We start from the raw sequence: 24607 nt of genomic DNA, 5'->3' as shown, positions 1-24607 counted from the left end.
CGGAAGCCGAGTCATTTCGGCCGGTGTGGCGTGACGGTTGTCGGACTGTTCGTCAGCTGACACCTGGTGAGAAGTCCGGCCTGTCCGATTCGTACGAACCGACGACCTCCGGCGGACGGGCGGTGCCGGGCAGCGTGCGAAGATGCGGGGTGTGAGTGAGACAACCGCTGCCCAGTCCGGTCAGGCCGCCGCGCACCGAGGCGCCGCGTACGACTCCGCCTTCCTCCGCGCCGCCCGCCGCGAACCGGTGCCGCACACGCCGGTCTGGTTCATGCGCCAGGCCGGGCGCTCGCTGCCCGAGTACCTGAAGGTGCGCGAGGGCATCCCGATGCTCGACTCCTGCATGCGGCCCGAGCTGGTCAAGGAGATCACCCTCCAGCCGGTGCGCCGGCACAAGGTGGACGCGGCGATCTTCTTCAGCGACATCGTGGTGCCGCTCAAGGCGGTCGGCATCGACGTGGACATCAAGCCCGGCGTCGGCCCGGTGATCGCGGACCCGATCCGCACCGCCGCGGACCTGGAGCGGCTGCGCCCGCTGGAGCCGGACGACATGCCGTACATCACCGAGGCGGTCGGCCTGCTGGTGGACGAGCTGGGCTCGACCCCGCTGATCGGCTTCGCCGGTGCGCCGTTCACCCTGGCCAGCTACCTGGTCGAGGGCGGCCCGTCGAAGAGCCACGAGAAGACCAAGGCCATGATGTACGGCGCCCCGGAGCTGTGGGCCGGGCTGGTCGACCGCCTCGCCGACATCACCTCCGCCTTCCTCAAGATCCAGATCGAGGCGGGCGCCTCGGCCGTCCAGCTCTTCGACTCCTGGGTCGGCGCGCTGGCCCCGGCGGACTACCGCCGCTCGGTGATGCCGGCCAGCACCAAGGTGTTCGACGCGGTGGCCGGCTACGGCGTGCCGCGGATCCACTTCGGCGTCGGCACCGGCGAGCTGCTCGGCCTGCTCGGCCAGGCCGGCGCGGACGTGGTCGGCGTCGACTGGCGGGTGCCGCTGAACGTGGCCGCCGAGCGGGTCGGCCCCGGCAAGGCGCTCCAGGGCAACCTCGACCCGGCCGTCCTCTACGCCCCGACCTCCGTGGTGGAGACCAAGGCCCGCGAGGTGTTGGACGCCGCCCAGGCGATCGGCGGCGACACCGGCCACATCTTCAACCTGGGCCACGGCGTGATGCCGAGCATGGACCCGGACGCGCTCTCCCGCCTGGTCGCCTTCGTGCACGAGGCCAGCGCGCGCTGACGCTCCGTACGGTGTGACCCGCCTGACGGCCCGATCCCCGTGACGGGCCGTCAGGCGGGAGCTCACTCCTTGTCCGGCTCCTGATCCTGCTCCTGCTCTTGTTCCGGCTCGCCCTGCTCCGGCTGCTCCTGTGCGGCCGGCCGTCGGCGCAGCCGCCAGGCCAGGTAGCCGAGCGGCCCCAGCACCAGCAGGAACGGCGCCAGCGCGGCCAGCACCATCAGCAGGCCCTTCACCACCGCCACCAGCGCGTCCCAGCCGCCGCCCAGCGCGCCGCCGACGCTGCCCCAGAAGCCCTTCTCCTCCTTCTTCTCCCGCACCGGCACCGCGGCCGTCGCCGGCGTGACGAGCTGGAGCGTGATGGTGGAGAGCGAGGTGCGGGCCGACAGCTCCTGCTGCCGCCGCTGGAGCGACTCCAAATCGGCTTCGCGGCGGTTGAGTTCGCTCTCCAGCGAGACGATCTCGGCCAGCGACTTGGCCTCCGCCATCAGCCGGCGCACCCGGTCCACGCTGGCCTGCTGGATCTTGAGCCGGCTCTCCACGTCCACCACCTGCTGGGTGAGGTCGTCGGCCTGGCTGCTCCGCGAGAGCACCTCGCCCAGCCCGGCCAGCCGGTCCAGCGTCTGCTGGTACGCGGCCGAGGGCACCTTGAGGGTCAGCCGGGCGTCGGTCGGCGTGCCGTCGGACGACTTGCCGCCGCCCAGTTGCTCCCCGGCCACGTAGCCGCCGCCGGACGTGGCCATGGTGCGCGCCTCGTCCAGGACCTTGCCCATCTCCTTGGTGCGGAGCGTGAGTTGGGCGGTGTAGGCGATCAGCCGGGGGGCCTGCGCCTCCTGGCCCTGTCCGGTCGCCCCGGCGCTCGGGGCGGCCGACGCTCCGCCGGCGCCCGGCTTGCTGTCGGCGGGGGCGCCGGCCGGCTTCTCCGCGGTGCCCGGTGCGGCGGGCGCCGCCGGTGCGGCCATGTCCGCCGCACTCGCCTTGCCGTCACTGCTGGTCGAGGCGCTGCACCCGCCCAGCAGCACCACCGCCGCCGTGGCCGCCCCCGCCACCGCCAGTGCCGCCCGTCTGCCGCCGTGCTGACGTTCCGTCATCCCTGCTACCCCTCCCGGTCTTCGTCCTGTACGCCTTGGACGTGACCGGGTCCCGCCGGGATCCGCTTCGGTGATCGCAACTGCGTTACGGAAAAGTCTCGTTGAGGTCAGGACGGGGACCGGGCCGCCAGGTACTCGGCCCAGGTGCGGACGCCGTCCGCGTGCGGGGTGGTGTGCTCGCCCGCCCGGTACGCGGCCGCAGCCTTCCCCGGCAGCCGCACCTCCACCACCCGCTTGCGCCGCCCGGTCGCCCGCAGCCAGCCCTCCGCCAGCTCCCGGGCCCCCAGCACCTGCGGCCCGCCCAGGTCCGGCACCCGGCCGGCCGGTGCCCCCAGCGCCAACTCGACCAGCCGCTCGGCCACTTCGCCCTGGTCCACCGGCTGGCAGACGGTCCCGCTCGGGACGAGCATGACCGGCAGCTTGGCCAGCACCCCGAAGGCCATGGTCAGCAGCGACGGGAACTGGGTGGCCCGCAGGTTGGTCCAGCCGAGGCCGCTCTCCTCCAGCAGCCGCTCGCCCTGCCACTTGATCCGGTAGTACGGGTACGGGATCCGGTCCACCCCGACGATCGAGATGTTGACCACGTGCTCCACCCCGGCCGCCCGCGCCGCCGCCAACAGGTGCCGCCACCCGGGCAGGTCGTTCTTCGGGTGCCGCACGTCGCTCGCGCAGTGCACCACCACCCGCACCCCCTCGACCGCCGCTGCCACCCCTTCCCCCGTCGCCAGGTCCCCCACCACCCACCCCTCCCCGTCCCTGGCCCGCCGGCTCAACCCCCGCACCGCCACCCCACGGTCCTTGAGCCGAGCCACCACCTCGCGCCCGAGCACCCCACTCGCCCCGGTCACCAGCACCACGTCAGCCATCGTCGTCTCCTCCGTCGAAGCGATCTACGGGAGGGGGACGACGCAGCCCGCCGGAATGTGACAGCCGATGGTGCTGCTGTCCGGGCGACGCCCTGATTGATCGGTTTTGGGTGGGCTCTGCGAGGATGCGGGCATGGCAGAGCTTCGGGTCGTGGTGGTCGGTGGTGGGATCGCCGGGCTGACGGCGGCGTGGTTGGCGAGTGGGGCGGCTCGGGTCACGTTGTTGGAGGCGGGCGGGCGGTTCGGCGGGAAGTTGTACGGGGGGGAGGTCGGCGGGGTCCGGGTGGACCTCGGGGCCGAGTCGATGCTGGCCAGGCGGCCGGAGGCGGTGGAGCTGGCTCGGGAGGTCGGGCTGGCGGGGGAGTTGGAGCCGCCGAGTACGGCGAAGGCGGGGATCTGGACCAGGGGGGAGCTGCGGCCGCTGCCCGCCGGGCAGTTGATGGGTGTGCCGGGGGATCTGAAGGCGCTGGGCGAGTCCGGGGTGCTGACCGCCGAGGGTCTGCGCCGGGCCGGGGAGGACGGCGAGGCGGGGGAGGTCGGGGCGGACGTCTCGATCGGGGAGTACGTGGCGGCCAAGCTGGGCCGCGAGGTGGTGGACCGGCTGGTGGAGCCGCTGCTCGGCGGGGTCTACGCCGGGCACGCCGACGAGATCTCGCTGCGCGCCGCCGTCCCGGCCCTGCTGCCGATCGCCCAGCGCGGCGGCCCGCTGGCCGAGGGGGTGCGCGAGCTGACGTCCCGTCCGAGCAGCGGCGGCCCGGTCTTCCAGGGGCTGCGCGGCGGGCTCGGCACGCTGCCGGTGGCGGTCGCGGAGGCGGCCCGGAGGAACGGTGCCGAGCTGCGCACCGACAGCCCGGTGGAGGAGCTGCGCCGCACCCCGGAGGGCTGGCGGATCGTCAGCAACGGCGAGGTGCTGCACGCCGACAAGGTGGTGCTGGCCGTCCCGGCACCGGTCGCGGCGAAGCTGCTGGCGGCCGAGCTGCCGGCGGCGGCGGCCGAGCTGGCGCAGGTCGAGTACGCGGGCATGGCCCTGGTCACCATGGCGTTCCGCCGTGCCGATCTGGAGACCGGGAGGCTGACCGGCAGCGGATTCCTGGTGCCGCCGGTGGACGGCCGCCGGATCAAGGCCTCGACCTTCTCCTCCAACAAGTGGGGCTGGCTGGAGCGTTCGGCCCCGGAGGAGTTCCTGCTGCGCACCTCGCTGGGCCGGCACCGCGAGGAGGCGGCGCTGGACCTGCCCGACGAGGAGCTGGTGGCCCGTTCGCTGGCCGACCTGGCCGAGGCGGTGGGCCTGCGGGCCCGCCCGTACGACACGGCGGTGACCCGCTGGCGCGGCGGGCTGCCGCAGTATCCGGTGGGGCACCTGGACCGGGTGGCCCGGATCCGCAGCGCGGTGGCGGGCCTCGGCGGCCTGTCCGTCTGCGGTGCGGCCTACGACGGCGTCGGCATCCCGGCCTGCATCGCCAGTGCCCGCCGCGCCGTCAACGAGATGTTGACCCCGGGCGCCGGGGCGACCGTCAGGGAAGGGAGAATGGGCGCATGAGTGAGTCGACCGAACAGCCCGTGAAGAAGAAGGCCCGCGACCTCAACCAGGTCATCCGCTACACCATGTGGTCGGTGTTCAAGCTCAAGAGCGAGCTGCCGGACGACCGCGCCGCGCTGGCCACCGAGGTGCAGGAGCTGTTCGACCAGCTCGACGCCAAGGACGTGACGGTGCGCGGCAGTTACGACGTCTCCGGCCTGCGCGCCGACGCGGACCTGATGATCTGGTGGCACGCGGAGAGCTCGGACGACCTCCAGGAGGCGTACAACCGCTTCCGCCGCACCGGCCTGGGCCGCCACCTGGAGCCGGTCTGGTCGAACATGGCGCTGCACCGCCCGGCCGAGTTCAACAAGTCGCACATCCCGGCCTTCCTGGCCGACGAGCAGCCGCGCGAGTACGTCTGCGTGTACCCGTTCGTCCGCTCCTACGAGTGGTACCTGCTGCCCGACGAGGAGCGCCGGGGCATGCTCGCCGAGCACGGCAAGATGGCCCGTGGCTACCCGGACGTCCGGGCCAACACGGTGGCCTCCTTCGCCCTCGGCGACTACGAGTGGCTGCTCGCCTTCGAGGCGGACGAGCTGCACCGGATCGTGGACCTGATGCGCGACCTGCGCCCGTCCCGGGCCCGGCTGCACGTCCGCGAGGAGGTGCCGTTCTACACCGGGCGCCGCAAGCCGATCGCGGAGCTGCTCAACGGTCTGGCCTGAGCCGCACGGCATGCCGGAGGGGCCCCGGGCACCCCGGGGCCCCTCCGACGTACCGTCAGTACCGCAGCGCCGCCCGCAGCCGGGCGTCCGGCAGGGCGGCCGGGCCGACCACCGCGACGGCGGTGAGCACCGCGTCGTCGGTGGAGGTGGCGCCCAGCGCCTGGCGCGGGATGTGCACCGCGTCCAGCACGCCCTGCCCGGCCGGGGTGGCCCAGCGGGTGTACGGGTGGACGTCGACCCGGGCCATCAGCAGGGTGCCGCTGGTGAGGATCAGCGGTAGCGAGAACCAGGCCACCGCCGAGCCGGCGTCCCCGGTCCCGGGCGCGGACAGCGCCAGCGCGCCGCCCAGCAGCACCACCGAGAGCACCAGCGCCTGCCGCACCTGACGCACCGCCAGCGTGGTGCTCTCCCGCACCACCGCCGGGGTGGCCAGGCCGGCCTGCACCAGCCGGCCGCCGATCTCCAGCACCGCCGGGTGGCGGGCCAGCCCGCCGCGCAGCCTCCCGGTCGGGCACTGTCCCTCCGGGCCGATCTCCTCGATCAGGGCCCGCTCCAGTCTGGTCCGTCCGTGCGGGTCGGCCACCGAGGTCCAGCCGGTGTGCGCCAGGTGCAGCCGTCCGCGCGCGGCCATCAGCACCAGGGCGAGCTCCACCACCCTGGTCGGGCCGCCGGCCAGGTACGCGGTCTCGTACAGGCCGATCCCGGGGGGCTCGGCGGTGTGCGGCCGGGCGGGCCCGGCCAGTGAGTCCGCGGTGGCTGCGGCCCTGACCAGCCGCAGGCAGGAGAGCACGGCCGCGAGCAGGGCGGGGAGGAGCAGGAGCAACCACATGGTTCTCGTTCTAGACCTCGCCCCGCCGCCGGCGGAACGGGTTTCCGGATCGCGATACCGAACTGTGACACTGCGTCGGTTTCACCACCCGCGCACACCGCCTGCACGGAGCAACCGCAGGTCACCGCTGTGTGATGACGGCCCGTCAGTGGTGAGCGGTCTCATGGCCGCGCCCCGGGGCCGCCGTGCTCGATCTGCTGGATCAGGCGTTTGAGCTGGGTGACCTCGTCCTGGAGGGCGCGGGTGCCGGCGGGGGTGAGGCTGAGCCAGGTGCGGCCCCGCCGGCCCTCGTAGCCCTTCTCGATCTCGACCAGCCCGGCCTTCTCCAGCACGGTCAGGTGCTGGCTGAGGTTGCCGGCGGTGAGGCCGAGCGCGGTGCGCAGGAAGCCGAACTCGACCCGGCGGGCCTGGTGGGCGACGGTGAGGATGCCCAGGCGGACGCGCTGGTGCACGACGTCGTCCAGGGCGGTGACGGGGTGCTGCTCGGCGCGGTCGGTCACGCGGTGCCCGGCCCGCGGCGCCGTTCGGCCAGACCGAAGCCGAGTGCGCCGAGCAGCAGGAGCAGCCCCGGGACGGCGAACCGGGGGACGGAGGCCCACGGGGAGGTGGCCGCGATGCCGGCCCAGCCGGTGTCCGGCGGCGCCAGCTCGACGGCCAGGTAGACCGCGGTGAACAGCAGCAGGGCGCGGCTGCGCTCCACCCGGCAGAGCACCAGCAGGGGGAGCCCGATGGTGACGGCGGTCCCGGTGAGCCGGACGAGCAGCTCGGCCGCGCCGGAGCCGGGGGCGAGGCGCAGCCCCCAGAGGTCGACCGTCCCGCCGGGGGCCGGGATCCCGTGCCGGGTGCTCCAGAGCTCGGTGGCGCCGACCAGCGCGAGCAGGGCGGCTCCGGTGAGGACGTACGGCAGGACGGGGGTGCCGACACCGCGTCGACGGGCCCGGCGGGCGTAGAAGAAGGCAGTGGCGGTGTAGGCGAGGGCGAGCCCGGCCAGCCAGTAGGCGGGCGAGCCCTGGGAGACCAGGGTGCAGTCACCACCGGGCCCGGCGCCGTCCGGCGCGCAGGGCACGGTCCGCACGGTCTGGGTGAGGCGGTCGGTCACGGTCCCGCCGAGCACCAGCAGCCCGAGCAGGAGGAGCGGGAACCAGGTGCCGCGCTGGGCGGCCCGGACGCGCCGGGTGAGGTCGCCGAGGGCGGCGAGGACGTCGTGTGGGGCGCCGTTCGAGGGCGCCGCGGAGTCTGCCATGCCATCAGGTTTGCATCACAAACCATAGGGTGGCAAGGGTCCGGGGGATCCCGGTTCACCCTTCACGAACGGATGGTGACGTTCCGTCAGTCGCCGCCGCCGTAGCCCGCACCCGAGGAGTGGTCACCGCCCCACGAGCCGCCCGAGGCGTCGTGGCCGCCGCCGTGGTCGGACCAGGAGCCCGCGTCCGCCCAGGAGCCGTGGCCGGCGCCGTGGTCCGACCACGAGCCGTCCGCGGTGCCCGAGGAGTCGGTGGGGGGATCGGCCGTGTACCAGTCGTAGAGCATCAACTCGCCCACCGCGTAACCGAGCTGAGTGGCCCCCATCCCCGCGCCGCCGGCCGCCACGGCCGGGCCGGCGAGGCCGCGCAGCCGCTCCAGCAGGGAGCGTCCCGAGGGGGTGAGCGCGGACGGGCCCGGGGCGGTGGCCCGGCGCCAGAGGGCGCCGAGGGCGAGCAGCAGGGCGAAGCCGCCCAGGGTGGGCAGTACGGGGTGGTGGACCACCAGCAGCCGGACCCAGGCGGCCACCCCGAGCAGGGCGGTCAGGGCCAGCACGGCCGACAGTGCCCGCCGGGCCCGGAGGGCGGCCCGCAGCGGCCGGGGGTCGTGCAGCAGGCCGCGCTCGACCAGCCGGGCGCCGACCCGCCGCACCGCCCAACTGGCCGTCAGGGCCTTCCGCACGGGGGCCGCGTGGGCCCGTCCGCGCGGCCCGGCCTGCCGGACCAGCTCGGCCTCGACCGGGTCCGCCGAGTGCCGGCGGACCAGGGTGAGCTGTCCGTCCCGGGAGATCACCAGCCGTCCGTCGTCCCGCATCCGGATGATCACCGTGTCGGCCACCAGGCCGGGCCCGCCGGCCAGGTGGGCCAGCTCCAGCTCGGAGAGTTCCTTCATCCGCCGGACCGGAGCGCGCCGGCGCGCCAGCCGGAGCCCGGCCAGGGTGGCCCGCAGGCCGGTGGCCGCCACCAGGGCGGTGGCGGCCAGCAGTTCGGCGTACGGCAGCGGCCCGGCCATCTCAGCTACCGCCGCATCCGCCGCCGCCACCGCAGCTGCTGCTGCTCCCACAGCTGCTGCCGGAGGAGGATCCGCAGCTGGAGGACGAGGAGGAGCCGCAGCTGCTGGAGGAGGACCCGCAGCTGGAGGAGGACGAGCCGCAGCTGGACGAGGAGGAGTCCGGGGTGGAGCCGGAGCACCAGACGTAGGCACCGGAGTCGGAGGAGGAGCCCGAGGAGGTGGACGAGGTCCTGGTCATCACCTGCTGGGCCGCCAGGGCCTGCCGCAGCTGCGCGTCCTCCAGCGAGTCCAGGCCCTCCACCGCGACCGCGCCGAGCAGCACGGCTGCCCCGGCGAATGCGGCGTCGTGCGGCTGCCAGGGGCTGCCGGTGCGGATCAGCTCCAGCTGGCGGACCCCGGCCGGGGTGATCCTGGCCCGCTCCGGCTTGCTGGCGACCACCCAGAACAGACCCATCATCAGCACGGCGAGGAAGGGGAAGAACGGCGCGACGCGGTCGACCTGCTCGGCCGCCGAGAGCCCGAACCAGTCGATCGCGGCCAGCACCCCGAGGCCGATCACCAGCAGCTGGACGAACCAGAACAGCCGCCGCGCGGACATCGCCTTCCGGAACAGGTCGGGCCGCCGCATCAGGCCGCGGGCGGCCAGTCCGTCGCCGATCCGCTGGACGTGCTCGCTACGGGCCAGCTCGCGGCGCACGGTCGAGAGGTCGGTGCGGCCGGAGGAGCCGGCCACGGTGATCAGGACGGCCTCGACCGCGTCCCGGGCGTTCCGGTCGGTGACCGTGACCTTGCCGGCGCGGGAGACGATCAGCCGTCCCTCCTGCTGCATCCGGACGATCACGGTGTCGACCACCCGGGCCGGGCCACCGGCCAGGAAGGCGGCGTCCAGCAGCGGCTGGCCCCGGCCGGGCAGGCCCATGGGCTGCGGCACCCGGCGCATCCGGCGCAGGGCGATCTGGGCGTTGCACCCCGCGAGCAGCTGGGCTGCGGCGGCGATGCCGAACTCGGTGTGCCACATGGTGAGGTCCCCCGTACGTGAAGTGGAGCGTGTGACGGGCAGCGGCCGCACTCGGGGCGGCGGGCTGCGAGGGCCGGGTGTGGGGCCGGCCGGGTCCTGCTGTTCTTACCGATGCCCGTGCGGGGCAAGGGAGTTGCTCAACGCCACCAGCGGCGGCGGGACGGCCCGGTGGGCCGGAGCAGGCGTTCCAGGGCGGGCCGCCAGGCGGCCCGCGGTTCGGCGGCCAGCGCCCACTCCGCGAAGGCCCGGGCGTCGGCCCGGTAGCCGCCGGTCATCGGGCGGCCCTCGGCGTACCGGAGGAAGAGCCGGCCGTACTCGTGGCCGAGCGCCCGCTCCAGCTCCGGCTCCACCCGGGCCACCGTGTCCCGCCGCTTGTGCAGCAGGCCGCGGGCCTGGGTGCGGACCTGGCCCTGGTCGAAACCGGGCGGCACGGGTGCCCCGGCCAGCAACGCGTCCAGCAACGCGGCCTGCTTCCGGGCGAGTTCGGCCCGGGCCAGCACCAGCGCCGGATCGGTGTCCGGCTCCGGGGTGCCCCCGGGTGCCGGTGCGACCTCGGGCCTGACCAGGTACTCGTAGTGCTCAGACATGGTGTGGTTCCCCCTCCAACACCCTACGGATCGCGTCGAGTTCACCCGCCAGCTCGGCGGGCGGCGGGAAGTTCTCGTCCCGCTCCAGCAGCACGCCCGGCGGTACCGCCCGGGCCCGCAGCTCGGCCAGCACCTCCAGCACCGGGGCGGTCACCGGGTGGGCGTGGGTGTCGTGCCAGACCCCGTCCCGCTCGATCCCGCCCGCCACGTGCACGTAGGCCAGCGCCTCCAGCGGCAGCCGGTCGAGCTCGGCGGCCACGTCCAGGCCCAGGTTGACCCGGTTGGTGTGCAGGTTGGCCACGTCGACCAGCAGCCGCACCCCGGTCCGCTCGACCAGCTCGGCCAGGAACTCACCCTCGCTCAACTCGTCGTCCGGCCAAGCCAGATGGGCCGCGATGTTCTCCAGCGCCAGCGGCACCGGAAGCTCCTGCTGGGCGATCCGGACGTTCTCCGCGATCACCCGCAGCGCGTCCCGGGAGCGCGGCACCGGCAGCAGGTGCCCGGCCTCCCGGCCACCGGCCCGGACGAACGCCAGGTGCTCGGTGACCAGCGGTGAGCCGAGCGCCTCGGCGGTCAGCGCCAGCCGCTCCAGCCGGGCGCGGTCCGGCAGGTCCGCCCCGCCCAGGCCCAGTGCCACGCCGTGCGGCACCACCCGGACGCCGCGCTCGCGCAGTGCCGTCAGGGAGGGTGGCAGCTCCCCGGCCCGGAGCTCGTCCGGGCAGAGGTTCTCCGCCACCACCTCGACCCAGTCCAGGCCGGGCAGCCGCTCGACCACCGTGTCGATCTCGGGCCGCCAGCCCACGCCGACCCCGAGCCGGGGGAGCGCTGCCGTGGTGGAAGTCATCTGTGATCCGCCCCCTTCGGAGGGCCGCGCCGAGAACCGGCGGCGTTGTGGATTCGGTCGGTCCGGCGGCTTCTTCGCGCGCCGTCCCGCTGCCTGAGGATGTATCCCCCCGGGGCCGCTGCCAACCCGCGCCCGGCATTCTCAGAGCTGAACTTGAGCTTTCCGCCGCCGGGGGGAATTTCAGTGGACCCCCGGTGACCAGCAGGATAGCGTCGGCGCCCTATGACGATGATCATCCGTGACTTCCGCCCCTCCGACGCCGAGGCGGCCGCCGCCTCCTACAGCGCCGGCCGCCCGCACCTCCTGATGTCCCCGAAGGCGGTCCGCCACCTGGTCGACAGCGCCGCCCCGGAGCAGCACTACCGCCTGCTGGTCGCCGAGCTGGACGGCGAGGTGGTGGCCTCCGGCCGGGTCGGCCTGCACGCCCACTCCGCCACCAAGGGCCAGGGCTTCGCCAACCTGAGCGTCAACCCCGAGGCCCGGCGCCGGGGCGTGGCCACCGCGATGCTCGCGGTCGCCGAGCAGCACCTCGCCGAGCACGGGGCGCGGCAGATCCGCGCCTGGGCCGACGACGAGGAGGCCTCCACCGCCTTCGCCGAGAAGCACGGCTACCAGCAGGGCCGCTCGGTGTACTTCGCCCACCTCGACCTGCGCACCCTGGCCCGCCCGGTGCCGCCGCTGCCCGAGGGCGTCGAGCTGCGCACCGCCGCCGACTACCGGGACGACCCGCGCCCGCTCTTCGAGGTGGACGTGGCGGGCACCGAGGACGAGCCGGGGGACGTGGACTTCTCCGACATCGGCTACGAGGAGTGGCTGGAGGAGGTCTGGCGCGCGCCGGACCTGAACCTCGGCCTCACCACCGTGGTGCTCGCGGACGGCCGCCCGGTCGGCTTCAGCGCCGTGCACAGCACCGGCGCCCGCTACTGGTCCAGCTTCACCACCGTGCTGGCCACCCACCGCGGCCGGGGCCTGGCCAAGCTGGCCAAGACCGACTCGCTGCACCGCGCCCTGGCGGCCGGCCTCACCGACGCGTACACCAACAACGACGCGACCAACGCGCCGATGCTGGCCGTCAACGACTGGCTCGGCTACCGCCGTTGCGCCGGTGAGTGGCTCTACACCAAGGACCTCTGAACCAAGGACCTCCGGACCGAGGAGATCTGAGCCCCGCTCAGCCGACGTCCACGCCGTGGGCCCGGGCCAGTCCGGCCAGTCCGTCGGACCAGCCCTGCCCCACGGCGCGCAGCTTCCACCCGCCCCGGTGGCGGTAGAACTCGGCGACCAGCATCGCCGAGACGCCCGGGTCGGCCGGCGGCTCGAAGGACCAGGAGCTGCCGTCCGCCGCCCGCACCTCCAGCTCGGCCCGGCCCAGCTCGGCGCAGGTGGCGGTGGAGTCGGCGTCCATGTTCACCGAGACCGCGACCCGGTGCACCGCCGCCGGCAGGCCCGGCAGCCGGACCAGCGCCGTCTCGCTCAGCAGGCCGCCGGCCCGCCGCTCCTTCTGGCGGAGCGTCACCGCGCCGTCCTCGGCGGTGGGCTGGTGGTAGAAGACGAAGTCCTCGTCGGTGCGGACGGTGCCGTCCTCGGTGAGCAGCAGCAGCGTCAGGTCCGCCTCCGCGCCGGTGGAGGCGAACCGCACCGAGAGCTCGGACAGCCCGGCGGCGGGCAGCGGCACGTTCTGACCCGGGGTCAGCACGGCCGCCCGCGGCGGCGGCATCACCCTGGTCAGCTCCTCCCGGGGCAGCACCTGGGTGGCGTCCTCGGAGGCCGCGGGCACCGGCGGGTGCGCCGGGCGGGGCGGGATCGCCGGCCCCGGCGGCTCGTCACCGCCGAGGCGGCCGGGCAGGCCGTGCTGGTGCAGCAGCGCGAGCAGCATCGGCCCGTCCACCAGGGTCAGCGGCTTGCCCTCCACCCAGCGGTACGAGTCCGGGCCGAACCCGGCCGTGGTGACCAGGATCCCCTTCTTCGCCCCGTGGTGGACCCGGGTCGCGTCCAGGTCCCGGACGGCCGTCGGGTCCACCGTGCGGCGGTAGCGCTTGGCCTGGATCACGATCAGCCCGCCGGTCACCGGATCCGGGTCCTCGACGACCACGTCCACGCCCTGGTCCCCGCTGCGCGCGGTGGTCCGGGTGGTGAAGCCCCGCCGCCGGAACAGCTCGGCGACCAGCTTCTCGAAGTCCAGCGGGTCCATCGTGAACAGGTCCGGGCCGGCCTCCCCGGCGGGCGGCCCCTGGTACGTGCCGACCTGCCCGGCCACCCGCTCGGTGCGCACCTGCTCCAGCTTCTCCGGCTTGGCCGACAGCCGCCCGCGCAGCCCGTCCAGCAGGCAGTCCAGCGGCTCCACCCGGTCCAGCGCGACCGCCCGGAAGTCCTCCTGGCGGACCGTCAGCGCGGCCAGGTACCGGGGCTCCTCCCGGCCGCTGGCCGGATCGGTCCCCTCCACGTAGCCGTTCACCACCACCGAGGCCAGCAGCCCGCGCTGGTCGGCCCCGAACACCTCGGCCAGCACCCGCAGCACGCACTGCGCCAGCAACTCCCGGTAGAGCGCCTTCCGTTCGGTGGCCGACCGGGCCGTCTCGGACTCCCGGTCCTCGCCCTTCACGTACCGCACCCGGGCCACCGCCGGGACCACCTCGAAGCCCGGCAGCTCCCAGTCCACCACCAGCTGGCGAGCCCCGGCGTCCCAGGCCACCTCGCACTCCTGCGGGAAGCCCTCCGGCCAGTCCGCACGGCTGCGCAGCGCGGTCTCGAACAGGTCCGCCACCGCCTCCGGCGAGCCGGTCTCCAACTCCGTTGCCAGCCGCGCCGCCTGGCCCGCCCGGTCGGCGGCGAGCCGGTGGTTCTCCGCCACCCAGGCCTCGTACTGCGCCCGGTACCCGGCCAGGTGGTGCAGCCGCTCGCCCTCGGCCCGCTGGGCGGCGTGCCAGTCGTACTCGAACCGGGCCCGGGCGTTCGCGGCCTGCGCGTCCCACTGCGCGCGGGCCGCCGGGTTGAAGGCCTGCGGCCCCGTCAACGGCGGTACCAGGTAGTGGTTCTGATCCGGCATCGGCACCGGCCGCCCCAGCTGCCCCGGATCGAACGGCGGCGGCCGGAACGCCCCCTGGGCGTCCGTCAGCCGGAACGCCCGCCCCGCCAGCCCCTGCGCCAGCACCCCGCGCAGCCCGGCCACCTGCTCGTCCAGCTCGGCCGTCCGCCGCGCGGCGTCCGCCTCCCGCCCCTGCTGGTACGCCTTCAGCGCCTCCCGCTCCCCCTGCGCGGCGGCCCGCTGCGCCTCGCGCTGCTCCCGCTCGTACCGCCGCTGCGTGGCCAGCGCCGCCCGCCGCTGCTCCTCCTGCCGGCGGGCCTGCTGCCGCTGCGCCTCCGCGATCATCGCCAACATCCCGGAGCCGCCTCGCCTGGCCATTCCCGTCCCCTCCCCGCCGACCCGAACGATCAAGTCTGGCATGCCGGAACCCCTGCGGGGAGCGTCGGTGTACGAGCTCCCCGCAGGGGTTCCGGTGCGCGCTCGGCTACTCCGCGGGGCGGAGGGTCAGCGAGATGCTGTTGATGCAGTAGCGCTGGTCGGTCGGGGTGCCGTAGCCCTCGCCCTCGAAGACGTGGCCGAGGTGGCCGCCGCAGGTGGCGCAGCGGACCTCGACGCGCTTCATGCCCATCGTGGTGTCCTCGATGTACTGGACGCGGTCCTCGGCCAGCGGGGCGAAGTACGAGGGCCAGCCGCAGTGGCTGTCGAACTTGGTCTCGCTGCTGAACAGTTCGCTGCCGCAGGCGCGGCAGGCGTACACGCCGACCGTCTTGGTGTCGGTGTACTCGCCGACGAACGGGCGCTCGGTGCCGGCCTCGCGGAGCACGTGGTACTCCTCGGGGCTGAGCTGCTCGCGCCACTCGGCGTCGGTCTTCTCGATCTCGTAGCCCATCGCGGGACCTCCTCAGGTGTCAGGCAGAGGGTGCAACACCGGCGAGCCGGGAGACGATCTCCGGCCCGAGGTCGGTCACGTCGCCCGCGCCCATGGTGAGCACCAGGTCGCCCGGCCGCGCCAGCGAGGCGAGCACGGCGGGAGCGTCCGCGAAGACGTGCTCGGCCCGGACGTCGGCCCCGGCCCGGCGGGCCGCGTCGATGATCAGCTCGCTGGTGACGCCGGGGACCGGGTCCTCGCGGGCGGGGTAGATGTCGAGGACGACGGAGGCGTCGGCCAGCGCCAGCGCCTGTCCCATCTCCTCGGAGAGCTGCTGGGTGCGGGAGAACAGGTGCGGCTGGAAGACCACCAGCACCCGCCCCTCGGCGGCCTCCCGGATCGCCTCCAGGTCGGCGGTCATCTCGGTCGGGTGGTGGGCGTAGGAGTCGATCACCTGCACTCCGCCGGCCTCGCCCTTGAGCTGGAGGCGGCGCTTGACGCCGGTGTAGGCGCCGAGCGCCTTGGCCAGGTCGGCGGCCGGGACGCCGAGGGCGACGCCGGCGGCCAGCGCGGCCACCGCGTTGTGCGCGTAGTGGCGGCCGGGGACGGAGACGGTGAAGGTCAGCTCGGTGCCGTCCAGACGGACCGTCACCTCGCTGGTCATGCCGTGCGCCTTGACGGCCAGCACCCGGACGTCGGCCTGCTCGGACTCGCCGTAGGTGACCACCCGCAGGCCGTCGCGGCCGCGGACCCGGCCGGTGAGCTCGCGGGCGCCCTCCTGGTCGGCCGAGACCACCAGGGTGCCGCCGGGCACGATCCGGCCGACGAAGGTCTCGAAGGACTCGTGGATCTCGTCCATCGAGGCGTAGTTGGCGTGGTGGTCCAGCTCCACGTTGAGGACGATCGCGACCTCGGGGGCGTACTTGTGGAAGCTGCGGTCGCTCTCGTCGGCCTCGGCGACGAAGATCTCGCCGGCGCCGTGGTGGGCGTTGGAGCCCGGGGCGTCCAGGTCGCCGCCGATCGCGTACGAGGGCTCCAGGCCGAGCTCGCCGAGCGAGACCGCGAGCATCGAGGTGGTGGTGGTCTTGCCGTGGGTGCCGGCCACCGCCAGCGCGCGGCGGCCGCCCATCAGGGCGGCCAGCGCGTCGGAGCGGTGCACCACCGGGATGCCGCGCTCACGGGCGGCCGCCAGCTCCGGGTTGTCGGCCCGGATCGCGCTGGAGACCACCACGCTGCTCACCCCGGCGGGCAGGTTCTCGGCCGCGTGGCCGACCGCCACCGAGGCGCCGAGCGCGCGCAGCGCCCGCACGGTCTCGGAGTCCTTGGAATCGCTGCCGGAGACCCGGGCGCCGCGCACCGCGAGGATCTTCGCCAGGCCGGACATCCCCGCGCCACCGATGCCGATGAAGTGCGGGGCGTGCAGGTCGTGCGCGGCGTCGTTCAAGGAGTGCTCCGTCGTACCTCGGTGCTGTCAGGGGCAAGGACGATTCTGCCCTAACTCAAGGGGCGTCCGGTCCGGCCTCAGGAGTCGCTGGCGAACAGCTTGAGCACCGGCACGCCCACCTTGTGCCGGGCCTGCGAGGCCCAGTCGCGGTGGAAGAACTCCTCCACGAAGTGAGGCGACGTCAGGACCAGCACCTCGTCCGCCACGTGCTCCTCGACCACCTCGCGCAGCCGGTCCAGCGGATCCTCCTCTACCACCTCGCCGACCGCCTCGGCCCCGGCCCGCTGGAGGTGGCGCAGGCTGTGCTGGAGCGATTCGCCCGCCAGGGTGGGGGCCTCCTCCTCGTCCCGCTCGTGCACCGCCTTGTCGAGATGGCCCAGGGCCACGTCGTCGAGGGCGCGGAGCAGTTCGCCCTGCTTGCCGCGCGGCTGGATCAGGACGACGAAGGAGACCTCCTCCTCGCCGTGGAGCGTGGTCACCAGCTCCACGTCGGCGTCGGAGAGCGCCTTTTCGATCATCAGTACGGTCTTGAACACGTGCGTCCCTTCGCAGGTGCAGGCCCCCGGGCGGTGTCCCTTCCCGACTCCCATAGTGCCCGGAGGATGCTTTCCTCACGCTGCACACGCGCCACATGGGCCACGGTGCGATTCGGATCACAGTGGGGTGGGGGCGGGGCCTTCCAGTCGCAGGTAGCGGCTGAAGAGGAAACCTTTCTCCTCGATCAATGAGAGCAGTCGCATCGACTGCGTGTCAGACATTTCCGCATTGTGGAGGATTCGTGGCGCGTCGCCGCCGGTGAGCAGGGGGGCCAGCGAGAGGCAGAGTTCGTCCACCAACCCCGCCGCGGTGAGCTGACCGAGCAGCCGGGGACCGCCCTCGGTGAGCTGCCTGGTCCAGCCCCGGTCGGCCAGCTCCCGCTGAGCCAGCGTCAGGTCCACGTCGCCCTTCCCGGCCACGATCAGGTCGGCCACCTCCGCCACCGCCTCGCGGGCCTCGGCGGGGGAGTCCTCGGTGGTGATCACCACCGTGCGGACCAGTGGCTCGGTGAACAGCGGGGCGGAGAGTGCCAGGCCCAGGCTCCGGCTGACGATCGCGATCACCGGGGCGGGCGCCTGTCCGGCCGCTGCCCGGGCCGCCGCGAACTCCTTGCGCGCCCGGGCCGGCCGGTACCCCTCGGAGCGGACCGTCTCGGCCCCCACCAGCACCACGTCGCTGAGCGCCCGCAGCACCCCGAAGATCCGCTTGTCGGCGTCCCCGGACAGCCCCTCGGAGAGCCCCTCCAGCCTCGCCCCGCCGTCCAGGCCGGAGACCATGTTCGCCCGCAGCCAGGGGCGGCCGTGGTTCACCTGGTCGGGGTACGCGTAGACCTCGGCGAGCGCCTCCAGCGAGTGGAGGTCCGCGTACCTGACGCCGTTCGGACTGATCAGCTGCTGCATGAGGTCGAGTCTTCCACGGCCGGTACCCTCTACTAACGTGCCCGCAGCCTCCCGCCCCGATGCCATAGCGACCGCCGCTCCGACCGCCGAGCCGACCGCCACCCCGATCGCGCTCACCTCCCGCCGGCCGGTCGTCCCAGCCGAGCGCCTGGTCGCCGAGATGGTGCCGCCGCCGCGCTTCGCCGGCGTCAGCTTCGGCAGCTACGACCCGGACCCGACGCAGCCCAGCCAGTACGAGGCCGTCCAGGTCCTGGAGGAGTTCGCCGCGGGCATCCAGGCCGCGAGCGCCCCCGCGAAGAAGAGCTGGTTCCGCCGCTCCGCCCCCGCGCCCACCGGCCCGGCCGGCGTCTACCTCGACGGCGGCTACGGCGTCGGCAAGACCCACCTGCTCGCCTCGCTCTGGCACGCCACCCCCGGGCCGAAAGCTTTCGGCACCTTCGTCGAGCTGACCAACCTGGTCGGCGCGCTCGGCTTCCAGACCGCGGTGCAGACCCTGTCGAGCCACCGGCTGCTCTGCATCGACGAGTTCGAGCTCGACGACCCGGGCGACACGGTGCTGGTCTCCACCCTGCTCAGCCGCCTGGTCGAGAACGGCGTCAAGCTCTGCGCCACCTCCAACACCCTGCCTGAGAAGCTCGGCGAGGGCCGCTTCGCCGCCGCGGACTTCCTCCGCGAGATCCAGGGCCTCTCCTCGCACTTCCGCCCGCTGCGGATCGACGGCCAGGACTACCGCCACCGCGGCCTCCCGGACGCCCCGCCGCCCTACACCGACGAGGCCGTCTCCGCGCGTGCCGCGGAGACCGAGGGCGCGGCGCTGGACGACTTCGACGCGCTGCTGGAGCACCTGAAGGCCGTCCACCCCAGCCGCTACGGCGCGCTGCTCGACGACGTCCAGGCGGTCTTCCTGCGCGGCGTGCACCAGGTCGACGACCAGTCCACCGCCCTGCGGCTGGTGGTCCTCGCCGACCGGATGTACGACCGCGAGCTGCCGATCACGGCCTCCGGCCTGCCGTTCGACCAGGTCTTCCCGGAGGAGCTGCTGCGCGGCGGCTACCGCAAGAAGTACCTCCGGGCGATCTCCCGCCTCGTCGCGCTGGCCCGCGACAGCGCCGCGTAGGTGGCTACGCCTCCGGGGGCGCGGGGACCTGCGCGAGTCCGGAAGGCGGCCCAGCGTTGGATCGGGGCAGGCGAGCCGGTTGCACGTGCTGCCGTTCCCCTGCGCGCAGTTCCTCGCGCCCCTGGGTCGCTGCCTGGTGGCCCACCTGCCCAGGGCCGCCCCCGCGGAGCGTCAGGCGCAGAGCTGACTGGCCGTCACCGGCTGGAGGCCGAGGTGGTGGAGGCCGTCGAGGAGGCCGGGGAGGGCGTCGACGGTGCCCTGGTGGCCCATGTGGAGGGCGACGACGGAGCCGCCGCGGACGGAGCGGAGCAGCCGCCGTTGGAGCAGGTCGGCGCCCGGGTCGGTGTAGTCGTGCGGGTCCACGTCGAAGGACAGGCAGTGCTCGTAGCCGACCAGCCGGGCCTGTTCCCGGACCACCGCGCTGGCGTACTGCGCCGCCGAGGGCCGGAACCACCGCCCGATCGAGCCGGTCAGCCGGCGCAGCCGCTCCGCGCACTCGGCGATCTCGGCGTGCACCTGATCCGGCGTCAGCGCGTTGAGGTCCCGGTGGTTCTGGGTGTGGTTGCCGAGTTCGTGGCCGCCCCGGAGTATCCGTTCGGCCATCTGGGGCTGCTGGTCCAGCCAGCGGCCGACGGCCAGCACGGTGAGCTTCACGCCGTGCTGTTCGGCCCGTTCGAGCAGGGCGGTGGCCTGGGCCGGGTCGCCCTCGCCGTGGAAGGTCAGGGCGACCTCGGAGCGGTTGCGCGGCCCGTTCACGACCTCCACCGGGGTGCCCGGTGCCAGCGGGGCGAAGGCCGGGGCGACCGGCGGCCGGCTGGCGGCGGGGGAGGGCGTGGCCGTCACGGAGGGTGAGGGCGAAGGGGTGGCCGACGGCGCGGGCGGCGGTGAGGCCGGGCCCTCGGCCGCCAGGGGCTCGGAGCCCGAGCAGGCGGACAGGGTCCCGAGGGCGGCGGCGGTGGCCAGGCCTGCGGCGGAGCGCAGCAGGGTGCGGCGGTCGGCGTTCATCGCGGCCAGCTTAGGGAGTGGGGAATCCGCGTACGACCCGGGTGCGCCGAGCGGACCATCCGGCCGTCGGTCGTGAACGAACGGGACCAGACCAAAAGTTGACGGTCCGTGGCCAAGAGTTGACCACTCTGCGGGAGAAGCGTGGGCGGACCCGCTCCTAGGGTCGGCCGTATGCCCCCTCAGCTGCGCCGGCCCGCGCCCGGCCAACCCGTGCTGCCCGTCCTCCCGTACCGCAAGCCCACCAAGGGCCGCGACTACTGGGTCCTGGACGACGTGCTGCCCAACGCGGACGAGGTCCGCGCCCGCTGCCTGGCCGTCGAGGAGTGGGAGGAGGGCTACCCGCACAAGCCCGAGGCCTGGCCCGGTCTGCGCTCCATGCCGGCCCTGCTGCCGGACGAGCTGGCCCTGGTCGAGGCCAAGGTCCGCAGGGCCACCGGCGCCTCCCGGATCTGGGCGCTGAGCGAGGCCGAGGGCGGCACCTTCAACCACAACTGCGTCCAGGTGGTCGGCGCGGGGGAGAGCGAGCCCCGGCCGCACACCGACTCCCGCGCGCTCTGCCGGTACGCCGCCGTGCTCTACCTCAACCCCACCGTGCCCGCCCGCTGCGGCACCAGCTTCCACCGCCAGAGCCTCCCCGGCGGCCGCCTCGGCGGGAACCAGGTGACCGCCCCGCACAACAGCCTGGTCGACGCCCTCGGAACCCGCTACGTCCCGGCCGACTCCTTCACCGAGGACCTCGCCGTCCCGCACCGCCACAACCGCCTGTTGCTCTACACCGCCAACCTCATCCACACCGCCACCGAGTACTGGGGCACCACCCTGGAGGAGAAGCGGATGACGGCGGTCTTCTTCTGGATGGCCTGACCGGACGTCAGCTCCCAGGGTGTCCGGATGACCGCCGCCACGGTGGTGTTGCGCCGCCTGCGGATCCACGAGGTCGACTCGCACCCCCGCTCCTTCCGGCACGCCGGCCGGCTGCTGGTCCGCAACGCAGTGGGCCTGTCCCTCGCCGCCGAGTCCTGACCAGGGGCGCTCCGGGATTGTCGGTGGCTGGCCGTACCGTGGTGGCGTGCGTCCCATCACGAAGATCGAGCGTTCCGTGGCGCCCTTCGAGGTCGTCAGCCCCTACCAGCCCAACGGTGACCAGCCGGCGGCCATCGCCGAGCTGGAGCGCCGCGTCCGTGCGGGAGAGAAGGACATCGTGCTGCTCGGTGCCACCGGCACCGGCAAGTCCGCGACCACCGCGTGGATGATCGAGAAGCTCCAGCGCCCCACCCTGGTGATGGCGCCGAACAAGACGCTCGCCGCCCAGCTGGCCAACGAGTTCCGCGAGCTGCTGCCGAACAACGCGGTCGAGTACTTCGTCTCGTACTACGACTACTACCAGCCCGAGGCCTACGTCCCGCAGACGGACACCTACATCGAGAAGGACTCCTCGATCAACGAGGAGGTCGAGCGCCTGCGCCACTCGGCGACCAACTCGCTGCTCACCCGCCGCGACGTGATCGTGGTCGCCTCGGTCTCCTGCATCTACGGCCTCGGCACGCCGCAGGAGTACGTGGACCGGATGGCCCAGCTGCACGTCGGCGAGGAGGTCGACCGGGACGCGCTGCTGCGCCGCTTCGTCGAGATGCAGTACACCCGGAACGACCTCGCGTTCGCCCGCGGCACCTTCCGGGTCCGCGGCGACACCATCGAGATCTTCCCGGTCTACGAGGAGCTGGCGCTGCGGATCGAGATGTTCGGCGACGAGATCGAGGCGCTCTACACGCTGCACCCGCTCACCGGCGAGATCATCAGCCAGAACGAGTCGATGTACGTCTTCCCCGCCTCGCACTACGTGGCCGGCCCCGAGCGCCTGGAGCGCGCGGTGAACGACATCGAGAAGGAGCTGGAGGAGCGGCTCGCCGTCCTGGAGAAGCAGGGCAAGCTGCTGGAGGCCCAGCGGCTGCGCATGCGCACCACCTACGACATCGAGATGCTCCGTCAGATCGGCAGCTGCTCCGGCATCGAGAACTACTCGATGCACTTCGACGGCCGCGAGCCCGGCTCCCCGCCGAACACGCTGCTGGACTACTTCCCCGACGACTTCCTGCTGGTCATCGACGAGTCGCACGTGACGGTCCCGCAGATCGGCGCGATGTACGAGGGCGACGCCTCCCGCAAGCGCTCGCTGGTCGACCACGGCTTCCGGCTGCCCTCCGCGCTGGACAACCGCCCGCTCAAGTGGGAGGAGTTCCAGGAGCGGATCGGGCAGACGGTCTACCTCTCGGCCACCCCCGGCAAGTACGAGCTGGCCCGGGGCGACGGCGCGGTGCAGCAGATCATCCGCCCGACCGGCCTGATCGACCCCGAGGTGATCGTCAAGCCGACGGAGGGTCAGATCGACGACCTGGTGCACGAGATCCGCAAGCGGATCGAGAAGGACGAGCGGGTCCTGGTCACCACCCTCACCAAGAAGATGTCCGAGGACCTGACGGACTACCTGCTCGGTCTCGACATCCGGGTCGAGTACCTGCACAGCGACGTCGACACCCTGCGCCGGGTCGAGCTGCTCCGCGAGCTGCGGGCCGGAAAGTTCGACGTCCTGGTCGGCATCAACCTGCTCCGCGAGGGCCTCGACCTCCCCGAGGTCTCCCTGGTGGCCATCCTGGACGCCGACAAGGAGGGCTTCCTGCGCTCCGGCACCTCGCTGATCCAGACCATCGGCCGCGCCGCCCGTAACGTCTCCGGCCAGGTCCACATGTACGCGGACCGGATCACCCCCTCGATGGAGCTGGCGATCGAGGAGACCAACCGCCGCCGCGAGGTCCAGCAGGCCTACAACACCGAGCACGGCATCGACCCGCAGCCGCTCCGCAAGAAGATCGGCGACATCCTGGACACCCTCAACCGCGAGGACCTGGACACCGAGGAGTTGCTCTCCACCGGCTACCGCCAGGGCGGCAAGGGCAAGGCCCCGGTCCCCGCCCTGGGCGCCGACCGCAAGCCCGCCAAGAGCCTCCCGGCCGCCGAACTCGCCGACCTCATCCAGCAGTTCACCGACCGCATGCACGCCGCCGCCACCGACCTCCAGTTCGAGCTGGCGGCCCGGCTGCGCGACGAGATCGGCGAGCTGAAGAAGGAGCTCCGACAGATGCGCGAGGCCGGCATGGCGTAGCGCCCCGGTGTCGCGGTCGGGCGTCGCGGTCGGGCGTCGCGGTCGGTGGGTCAGATCCCGATGACCCGGAGGAACACGCGCACCATCAGCAGCGCGTCGACCGCGACGCCCACCATCAGCATCGGGCCGGGTGTCCGGCGCAGGGCGGCGGCACCGATCCTGATGCCGAGGGCGAGCAGCACCGCCGAGGCGGTGAAGACGGCCCCGACCAGCGGGGAGGGCGCGCCCAGTCCGGCGGCCAGGTTCCCGGCGATGAAGGCCACCAGCACCTGGGGGATGCCGAGCAGCCACACGGCGGCGACCCGGCGGGGGTCCGGCCGGGGCCGGGCAGCGGCCGGACCGACGGGCCAGGGGTGGCCCGTCGACGGTGGGGACGGGGGGTACGGCGGCGGTGGCGGTGGCGGCACGGGAGGAACTCCGGCCGGACGGGGCGCCCGGCCGTCCAGCGCGGTCCGGATCAGCTGACCGAACACGGCGTCCGCGGCCATCTCGCTGGCCAGCGCCGCCGCGGCGACCGCCTCGGCCTCGGCGCTCCGCTCGGTGTCGAGCCGCAGCAGCGCCGCGCTGCCGGGCTCAGACCGGCCGAGCCGTTCCCGCACCAGCGCGATCACCTGGGCCTCGGCCCCCGTCGCCGCTCCGCCCCCGGCGGCGGACTCGACCAGTACCCGGACCGCGGCCGCGGCCGGTCCCCGCTCCCGCATGCGCGCCCCCTCGGTCCTGCTCCCGCTCCCGCTCCCGCTCCCCGCGATGGTAGGGACGGGGGGCGGTGGCCGCCAGATGCCCGTACCCCGTGGCAGCTCCGCGTCGGCGGTGGCGCCACGGGGTACTCCCCTTGCACGGGGCGGATGCCCGCAGGCCATAGGGTTGGGGAGCCGTGGGCTCCGTGCCCACGCAGGGGGCCTCGGCCGGGGGACGGCAAGGGTGTTCCGCCGTTGCACCGGTCCGGTGGGTGGGCCGGGCCGATGAGAGAGGGCATTGCCGTGTCGGTGAACCTGGCCAAGGGCCAACGGGTGACCCTGCAGAAGAGCTCGGGCGAGTCGCTGACGGTGGTCCGGATGGGCCTGGGGTGGAAGGCCGCACCCAAGCGCGGACTGTTCGGCAGCCGCACCCGTCAGATCGACCTGGACGCCTCCGCGCTGCTGTACGCCGAGCGAACCCCGTCCGACGTGGTCTTCTTCCACCACCTGGTGAGCAACGACGGCTCCGTCCGCCACACCGGGGACAACCTGGTCGGCGGGGTCGGCTCGGAGGACGACGAGTCGATCCTGGTGGACCTCGCCCAGGTCCCGGTGCACATCACCCAGGTGATCTTCACCGTCTCCTCCTACACCGGCCAGAGCTTCGCCGAGGTGCAGCAGGCGCACTGCCGCCTGGTGGACGAGTCCACCGGCCAGGAGCTGGCCCGGTACGAGCTGACCGGCGGCGGCCCGCACACCGGCCAGATCATGGCCAAGGTCTACCGGGACGGCAGCGGCGGCTGGGGCATGCAGGCGATCGGCGCTCCGGCCAAGGCGCGCACTTTCCAGGACATGCTGCCGGCCATCGAGCCGTTCCTCTGACGGGCCGTCAGGGGGAGCTCT

Annotated in this window: 23 protein-coding genes and 1 pseudogene; 9 read left to right on the top strand and 15 right to left on the bottom strand. The window is 73.7% G+C overall.

What is annotated here, in order from left to right:
* Positions 1–151: 151 nt before the first annotated feature.
* Positions 152–1240, top strand: coding sequence for a uroporphyrinogen decarboxylase (gene hemE / locus ACZ6ZR_RS06325; RefSeq protein ID WP_465639902.1), 1089 nt, complete (start codon positions 152–154; stop codon positions 1238–1240).
* A gap of 62 nt (positions 1241–1302) precedes the next feature.
* Here hemE and ACZ6ZR_RS06320 read toward each other — a convergent pair whose 3' ends face one another.
* Entirely contained in the window at positions 1303–2328 is a 1026-nt protein-coding gene (locus tag ACZ6ZR_RS06320) for a DUF4349 domain-containing protein (RefSeq protein WP_465639900.1), read from the bottom strand.
* A 107-nt stretch (positions 2329–2435) separates the two neighbouring features.
* On the bottom strand, positions 2436–3194 hold the full coding sequence (locus tag ACZ6ZR_RS06315) for an SDR family oxidoreductase (RefSeq protein ID WP_465639898.1): 759 nt from the start codon (positions 3192–3194) through the stop codon (positions 2436–2438).
* Between the two features lie 133 nt (positions 3195–3327).
* On the opposite strand from ACZ6ZR_RS06315, the gene hemG reads away from it, so the two are divergent.
* A complete protein-coding gene (gene hemG, locus ACZ6ZR_RS06310) occupies positions 3328–4734 on the top strand; it encodes a protoporphyrinogen oxidase (protein ID WP_465639896.1) in 1407 nt (468 codons plus the stop codon).
* Positions 4731–5441: a hydrogen peroxide-dependent heme synthase gene (gene hemQ / locus ACZ6ZR_RS06305; RefSeq protein WP_465639894.1), complete on the top strand. Its 711-nt coding sequence runs from the start codon at positions 4731–4733 to the stop codon at positions 5439–5441. The genes hemG and hemQ overlap by 4 nt, the downstream gene beginning before the upstream one ends.
* A 55-nt stretch (positions 5442–5496) precedes the next feature.
* Here the strand turns inward: hemQ and ACZ6ZR_RS06300 are convergent, their stop codons facing one another.
* The 6 genes and pseudogenes from ACZ6ZR_RS06300 to ACZ6ZR_RS06275 all read right to left on the bottom strand — a co-directional run bounded on the left by ACZ6ZR_RS06300 (position 5497) and on the right by ACZ6ZR_RS06275 (position 10972).
* Positions 5497–6270 carry a TIGR04222 domain-containing membrane protein gene (locus ACZ6ZR_RS06300; RefSeq protein ID WP_465639892.1) on the bottom strand — a complete coding sequence of 258 codons (774 nt, stop codon included), beginning with the start codon at positions 6268–6270 and terminating at the stop codon, positions 5497–5499.
* Between the two features lie 161 nt (positions 6271–6431).
* Entirely contained in the window at positions 6432–6770 is a 339-nt protein-coding gene (locus tag ACZ6ZR_RS06295) for a winged helix-turn-helix domain-containing protein (protein ID WP_465639890.1), read from the bottom strand.
* Positions 6767–7513: a hypothetical protein gene (locus ACZ6ZR_RS06290; protein ID WP_465639888.1), complete on the bottom strand. Its 747-nt coding sequence runs from the start codon at positions 7511–7513 to the stop codon at positions 6767–6769. The genes ACZ6ZR_RS06295 and ACZ6ZR_RS06290 overlap by 4 nt, the downstream gene beginning before the upstream one ends.
* Before the next feature lie 86 nt (positions 7514–7599).
* The gene (locus ACZ6ZR_RS06285) at positions 7600–8523 is read right to left on the bottom strand and encodes a TIGR04222 domain-containing membrane protein (RefSeq protein WP_465639886.1); all 924 of its coding nucleotides are present in this window, start codon (positions 8521–8523) and stop codon (positions 7600–7602) included.
* Between the two features lies 1 nt (position 8524).
* Positions 8525–9541, bottom strand: a complete 1017-nt coding sequence (locus tag ACZ6ZR_RS06280; protein ID WP_465639884.1) for a TIGR04222 domain-containing membrane protein — start codon at positions 9539–9541, stop codon at positions 8525–8527.
* 137 nt (positions 9542–9678) lie between these two features.
* Positions 9679–10972 (bottom strand): annotated as a pseudogene (locus tag ACZ6ZR_RS06275) (MbnB/TglH/ChrH family RiPP precursor modification enzyme).
* A gap of 222 nt (positions 10973–11194) precedes the next feature.
* Between ACZ6ZR_RS06275 and ACZ6ZR_RS06270 the strand changes: the two are divergent.
* A complete protein-coding gene (locus tag ACZ6ZR_RS06270) occupies positions 11195–12106 on the top strand; it encodes a GNAT family N-acetyltransferase (protein WP_465639882.1) in 912 nt (303 codons plus the stop codon).
* Positions 12107–12143: 37 nt separating this feature from the next.
* On the opposite strand, the gene ACZ6ZR_RS06265 is transcribed toward ACZ6ZR_RS06270, so the two are convergent.
* The 5 genes from ACZ6ZR_RS06265 to ACZ6ZR_RS06245 all read right to left on the bottom strand — a co-directional run bounded on the left by ACZ6ZR_RS06265 (position 12144) and on the right by ACZ6ZR_RS06245 (position 17745).
* Positions 12144–14375 (bottom strand): restriction endonuclease, encoded by a 2232-nt coding sequence (locus tag ACZ6ZR_RS06265; protein WP_465639880.1) that lies wholly within the window; start codon positions 14373–14375, stop codon positions 12144–12146.
* A 106-nt stretch (positions 14376–14481) separates the two neighbouring features.
* Complete coding sequence (msrB, locus tag ACZ6ZR_RS06260; RefSeq protein WP_465639878.1) at positions 14482–14886, bottom strand: peptide-methionine (R)-S-oxide reductase MsrB; 405 nt, start codon at positions 14884–14886, stop codon at positions 14482–14484.
* Positions 14887–14905: 19 nt separating this feature from the next.
* Positions 14906–16309 carry a UDP-N-acetylmuramate--L-alanine ligase gene (murC, locus tag ACZ6ZR_RS06255; RefSeq protein ID WP_465639876.1) on the bottom strand — a complete coding sequence of 468 codons (1404 nt, stop codon included), beginning with the start codon at positions 16307–16309 and terminating at the stop codon, positions 14906–14908.
* A gap of 77 nt (positions 16310–16386) precedes the next feature.
* Complete coding sequence (locus tag ACZ6ZR_RS06250) at positions 16387–16845, bottom strand: indole-3-glycerol phosphate synthase (protein WP_465639874.1); 459 nt, start codon at positions 16843–16845, stop codon at positions 16387–16389.
* Positions 16846–16962: 117 nt separating this feature from the next.
* Positions 16963–17745 carry a pyrimidine reductase family protein gene (locus ACZ6ZR_RS06245; protein ID WP_465639872.1) on the bottom strand — a complete coding sequence of 261 codons (783 nt, stop codon included), beginning with the start codon at positions 17743–17745 and terminating at the stop codon, positions 16963–16965.
* Between ACZ6ZR_RS06245 and zapE the strand changes: the two genes are divergently transcribed.
* Positions 17744–18862, top strand: coding sequence for a cell division protein ZapE (gene zapE, locus ACZ6ZR_RS06240; protein ID WP_465639870.1), 1119 nt, complete (start codon positions 17744–17746; stop codon positions 18860–18862). The genes ACZ6ZR_RS06245 and zapE overlap by 2 nt on opposite strands.
* A 171-nt stretch (positions 18863–19033) precedes the next feature.
* Here the strand turns inward: zapE and ACZ6ZR_RS06235 are convergent, their stop codons facing one another.
* Positions 19034–19867, bottom strand: coding sequence for a polysaccharide deacetylase family protein (locus tag ACZ6ZR_RS06235; protein WP_465639868.1), 834 nt, complete (start codon positions 19865–19867; stop codon positions 19034–19036).
* Between the two features lie 171 nt (positions 19868–20038).
* Between ACZ6ZR_RS06235 and ACZ6ZR_RS06230 the strand changes: the two genes are divergently transcribed.
* The 3 genes from ACZ6ZR_RS06230 to uvrB are packed head-to-tail and all read left to right on the top strand — an operon-like array spanning position 20039 to position 23027.
* Entirely contained in the window at positions 20039–20731 is a 693-nt protein-coding gene (locus tag ACZ6ZR_RS06230; RefSeq protein ID WP_465639866.1) for a DUF6445 family protein, read from the top strand.
* 27 nt (positions 20732–20758) lie between these two features.
* Positions 20759–20890, top strand: coding sequence for a hypothetical protein (locus ACZ6ZR_RS06225; protein ID WP_465639864.1), 132 nt, complete (start codon positions 20759–20761; stop codon positions 20888–20890).
* Positions 20891–20936: 46 nt separating this feature from the next.
* On the top strand, positions 20937–23027 hold the full coding sequence (gene uvrB / locus ACZ6ZR_RS06220; RefSeq protein WP_465639862.1) for an excinuclease ABC subunit UvrB: 2091 nt from the start codon (positions 20937–20939) through the stop codon (positions 23025–23027).
* A 50-nt stretch (positions 23028–23077) separates the two neighbouring features.
* Here uvrB and ACZ6ZR_RS06215 read toward each other — a convergent pair whose 3' ends face one another.
* Positions 23078–23728: a hypothetical protein gene (locus tag ACZ6ZR_RS06215; protein WP_465639850.1), complete on the bottom strand. Its 651-nt coding sequence runs from the start codon at positions 23726–23728 to the stop codon at positions 23078–23080.
* A 279-nt stretch (positions 23729–24007) separates the two neighbouring features.
* Here ACZ6ZR_RS06215 and ACZ6ZR_RS06210 point away from each other — a divergent pair, with 279 nt between their 5' ends.
* A complete protein-coding gene (locus tag ACZ6ZR_RS06210; RefSeq protein ID WP_465639848.1) occupies positions 24008–24586 on the top strand; it encodes a TerD family protein in 579 nt (192 codons plus the stop codon).
* Positions 24587–24607 lie beyond the last annotated feature (21 nt).

The sequence above is a fragment of the Kitasatospora sp. NPDC088742 genome (genome assembly GCF_055584905.1).
Note: the sequence above shows the minus strand (reverse complement) of the source record. Positions and strands in the feature narration are given on the sequence as shown.

Bases quoted from the DNA above. Each gene is read 5' to 3' on its own strand.
- ACZ6ZR_RS06320 (WP_465639900.1), bottom strand. From the start codon at position 2,328: ATGACGGAACGTCAGCACGGCGGCAGACGGGCGGCACTGGCGGTGGCG.
- ACZ6ZR_RS06315 (WP_465639898.1), bottom strand. From the start codon at position 3,194: ATGGCTGACGTGGTGCTGGTGACCGGGGCGAGTGGGGTGCTCGGGCGC.
- hemG (WP_465639896.1), top strand. From the start codon at position 3,328: ATGGCAGAGCTTCGGGTCGTGGTGGTCGGTGGTGGGATCGCCGGGCTG.
- hemQ (WP_465639894.1), top strand. From the start codon at position 4,731: ATGAGTGAGTCGACCGAACAGCCCGTGAAGAAGAAGGCCCGCGACCTC.
- ACZ6ZR_RS06300 (WP_465639892.1), bottom strand. From the start codon at position 6,270: ATGTGGTTGCTCCTGCTCCTCCCCGCCCTGCTCGCGGCCGTGCTCTCC.
- ACZ6ZR_RS06290 (WP_465639888.1), bottom strand. From the start codon at position 7,513: ATGGCAGACTCCGCGGCGCCCTCGAACGGCGCCCCACACGACGTCCTC.
- ACZ6ZR_RS06285 (WP_465639886.1), bottom strand. From the start codon at position 8,523: ATGGCCGGGCCGCTGCCGTACGCCGAACTGCTGGCCGCCACCGCCCTG.
- ACZ6ZR_RS06280 (WP_465639884.1), bottom strand. From the start codon at position 9,541: ATGTGGCACACCGAGTTCGGCATCGCCGCCGCAGCCCAGCTGCTCGCG.
- ACZ6ZR_RS06270 (WP_465639882.1), top strand. From the start codon at position 11,195: ATGACGATGATCATCCGTGACTTCCGCCCCTCCGACGCCGAGGCGGCC.
- ACZ6ZR_RS06265 (WP_465639880.1), bottom strand. From the start codon at position 14,375: ATGGCCAGGCGAGGCGGCTCCGGGATGTTGGCGATGATCGCGGAGGCG.
- msrB (WP_465639878.1), bottom strand. From the start codon at position 14,886: ATGGGCTACGAGATCGAGAAGACCGACGCCGAGTGGCGCGAGCAGCTC.
- zapE (WP_465639870.1), top strand. From the start codon at position 17,744: ATGAGGTCGAGTCTTCCACGGCCGGTACCCTCTACTAACGTGCCCGCA.
- ACZ6ZR_RS06245 (WP_465639872.1), bottom strand. From the start codon at position 17,745: ATGCAGCAGCTGATCAGTCCGAACGGCGTCAGGTACGCGGACCTCCAC.
- ACZ6ZR_RS06235 (WP_465639868.1), bottom strand. From the start codon at position 19,867: ATGAACGCCGACCGCCGCACCCTGCTGCGCTCCGCCGCAGGCCTGGCC.
- ACZ6ZR_RS06230 (WP_465639866.1), top strand. From the start codon at position 20,039: ATGCCCCCTCAGCTGCGCCGGCCCGCGCCCGGCCAACCCGTGCTGCCC.
- ACZ6ZR_RS06225 (WP_465639864.1), top strand. From the start codon at position 20,759: ATGACCGCCGCCACGGTGGTGTTGCGCCGCCTGCGGATCCACGAGGTC.
- ACZ6ZR_RS06215 (WP_465639850.1), bottom strand. From the start codon at position 23,728: ATGCGGGAGCGGGGACCGGCCGCGGCCGCGGTCCGGGTACTGGTCGAG.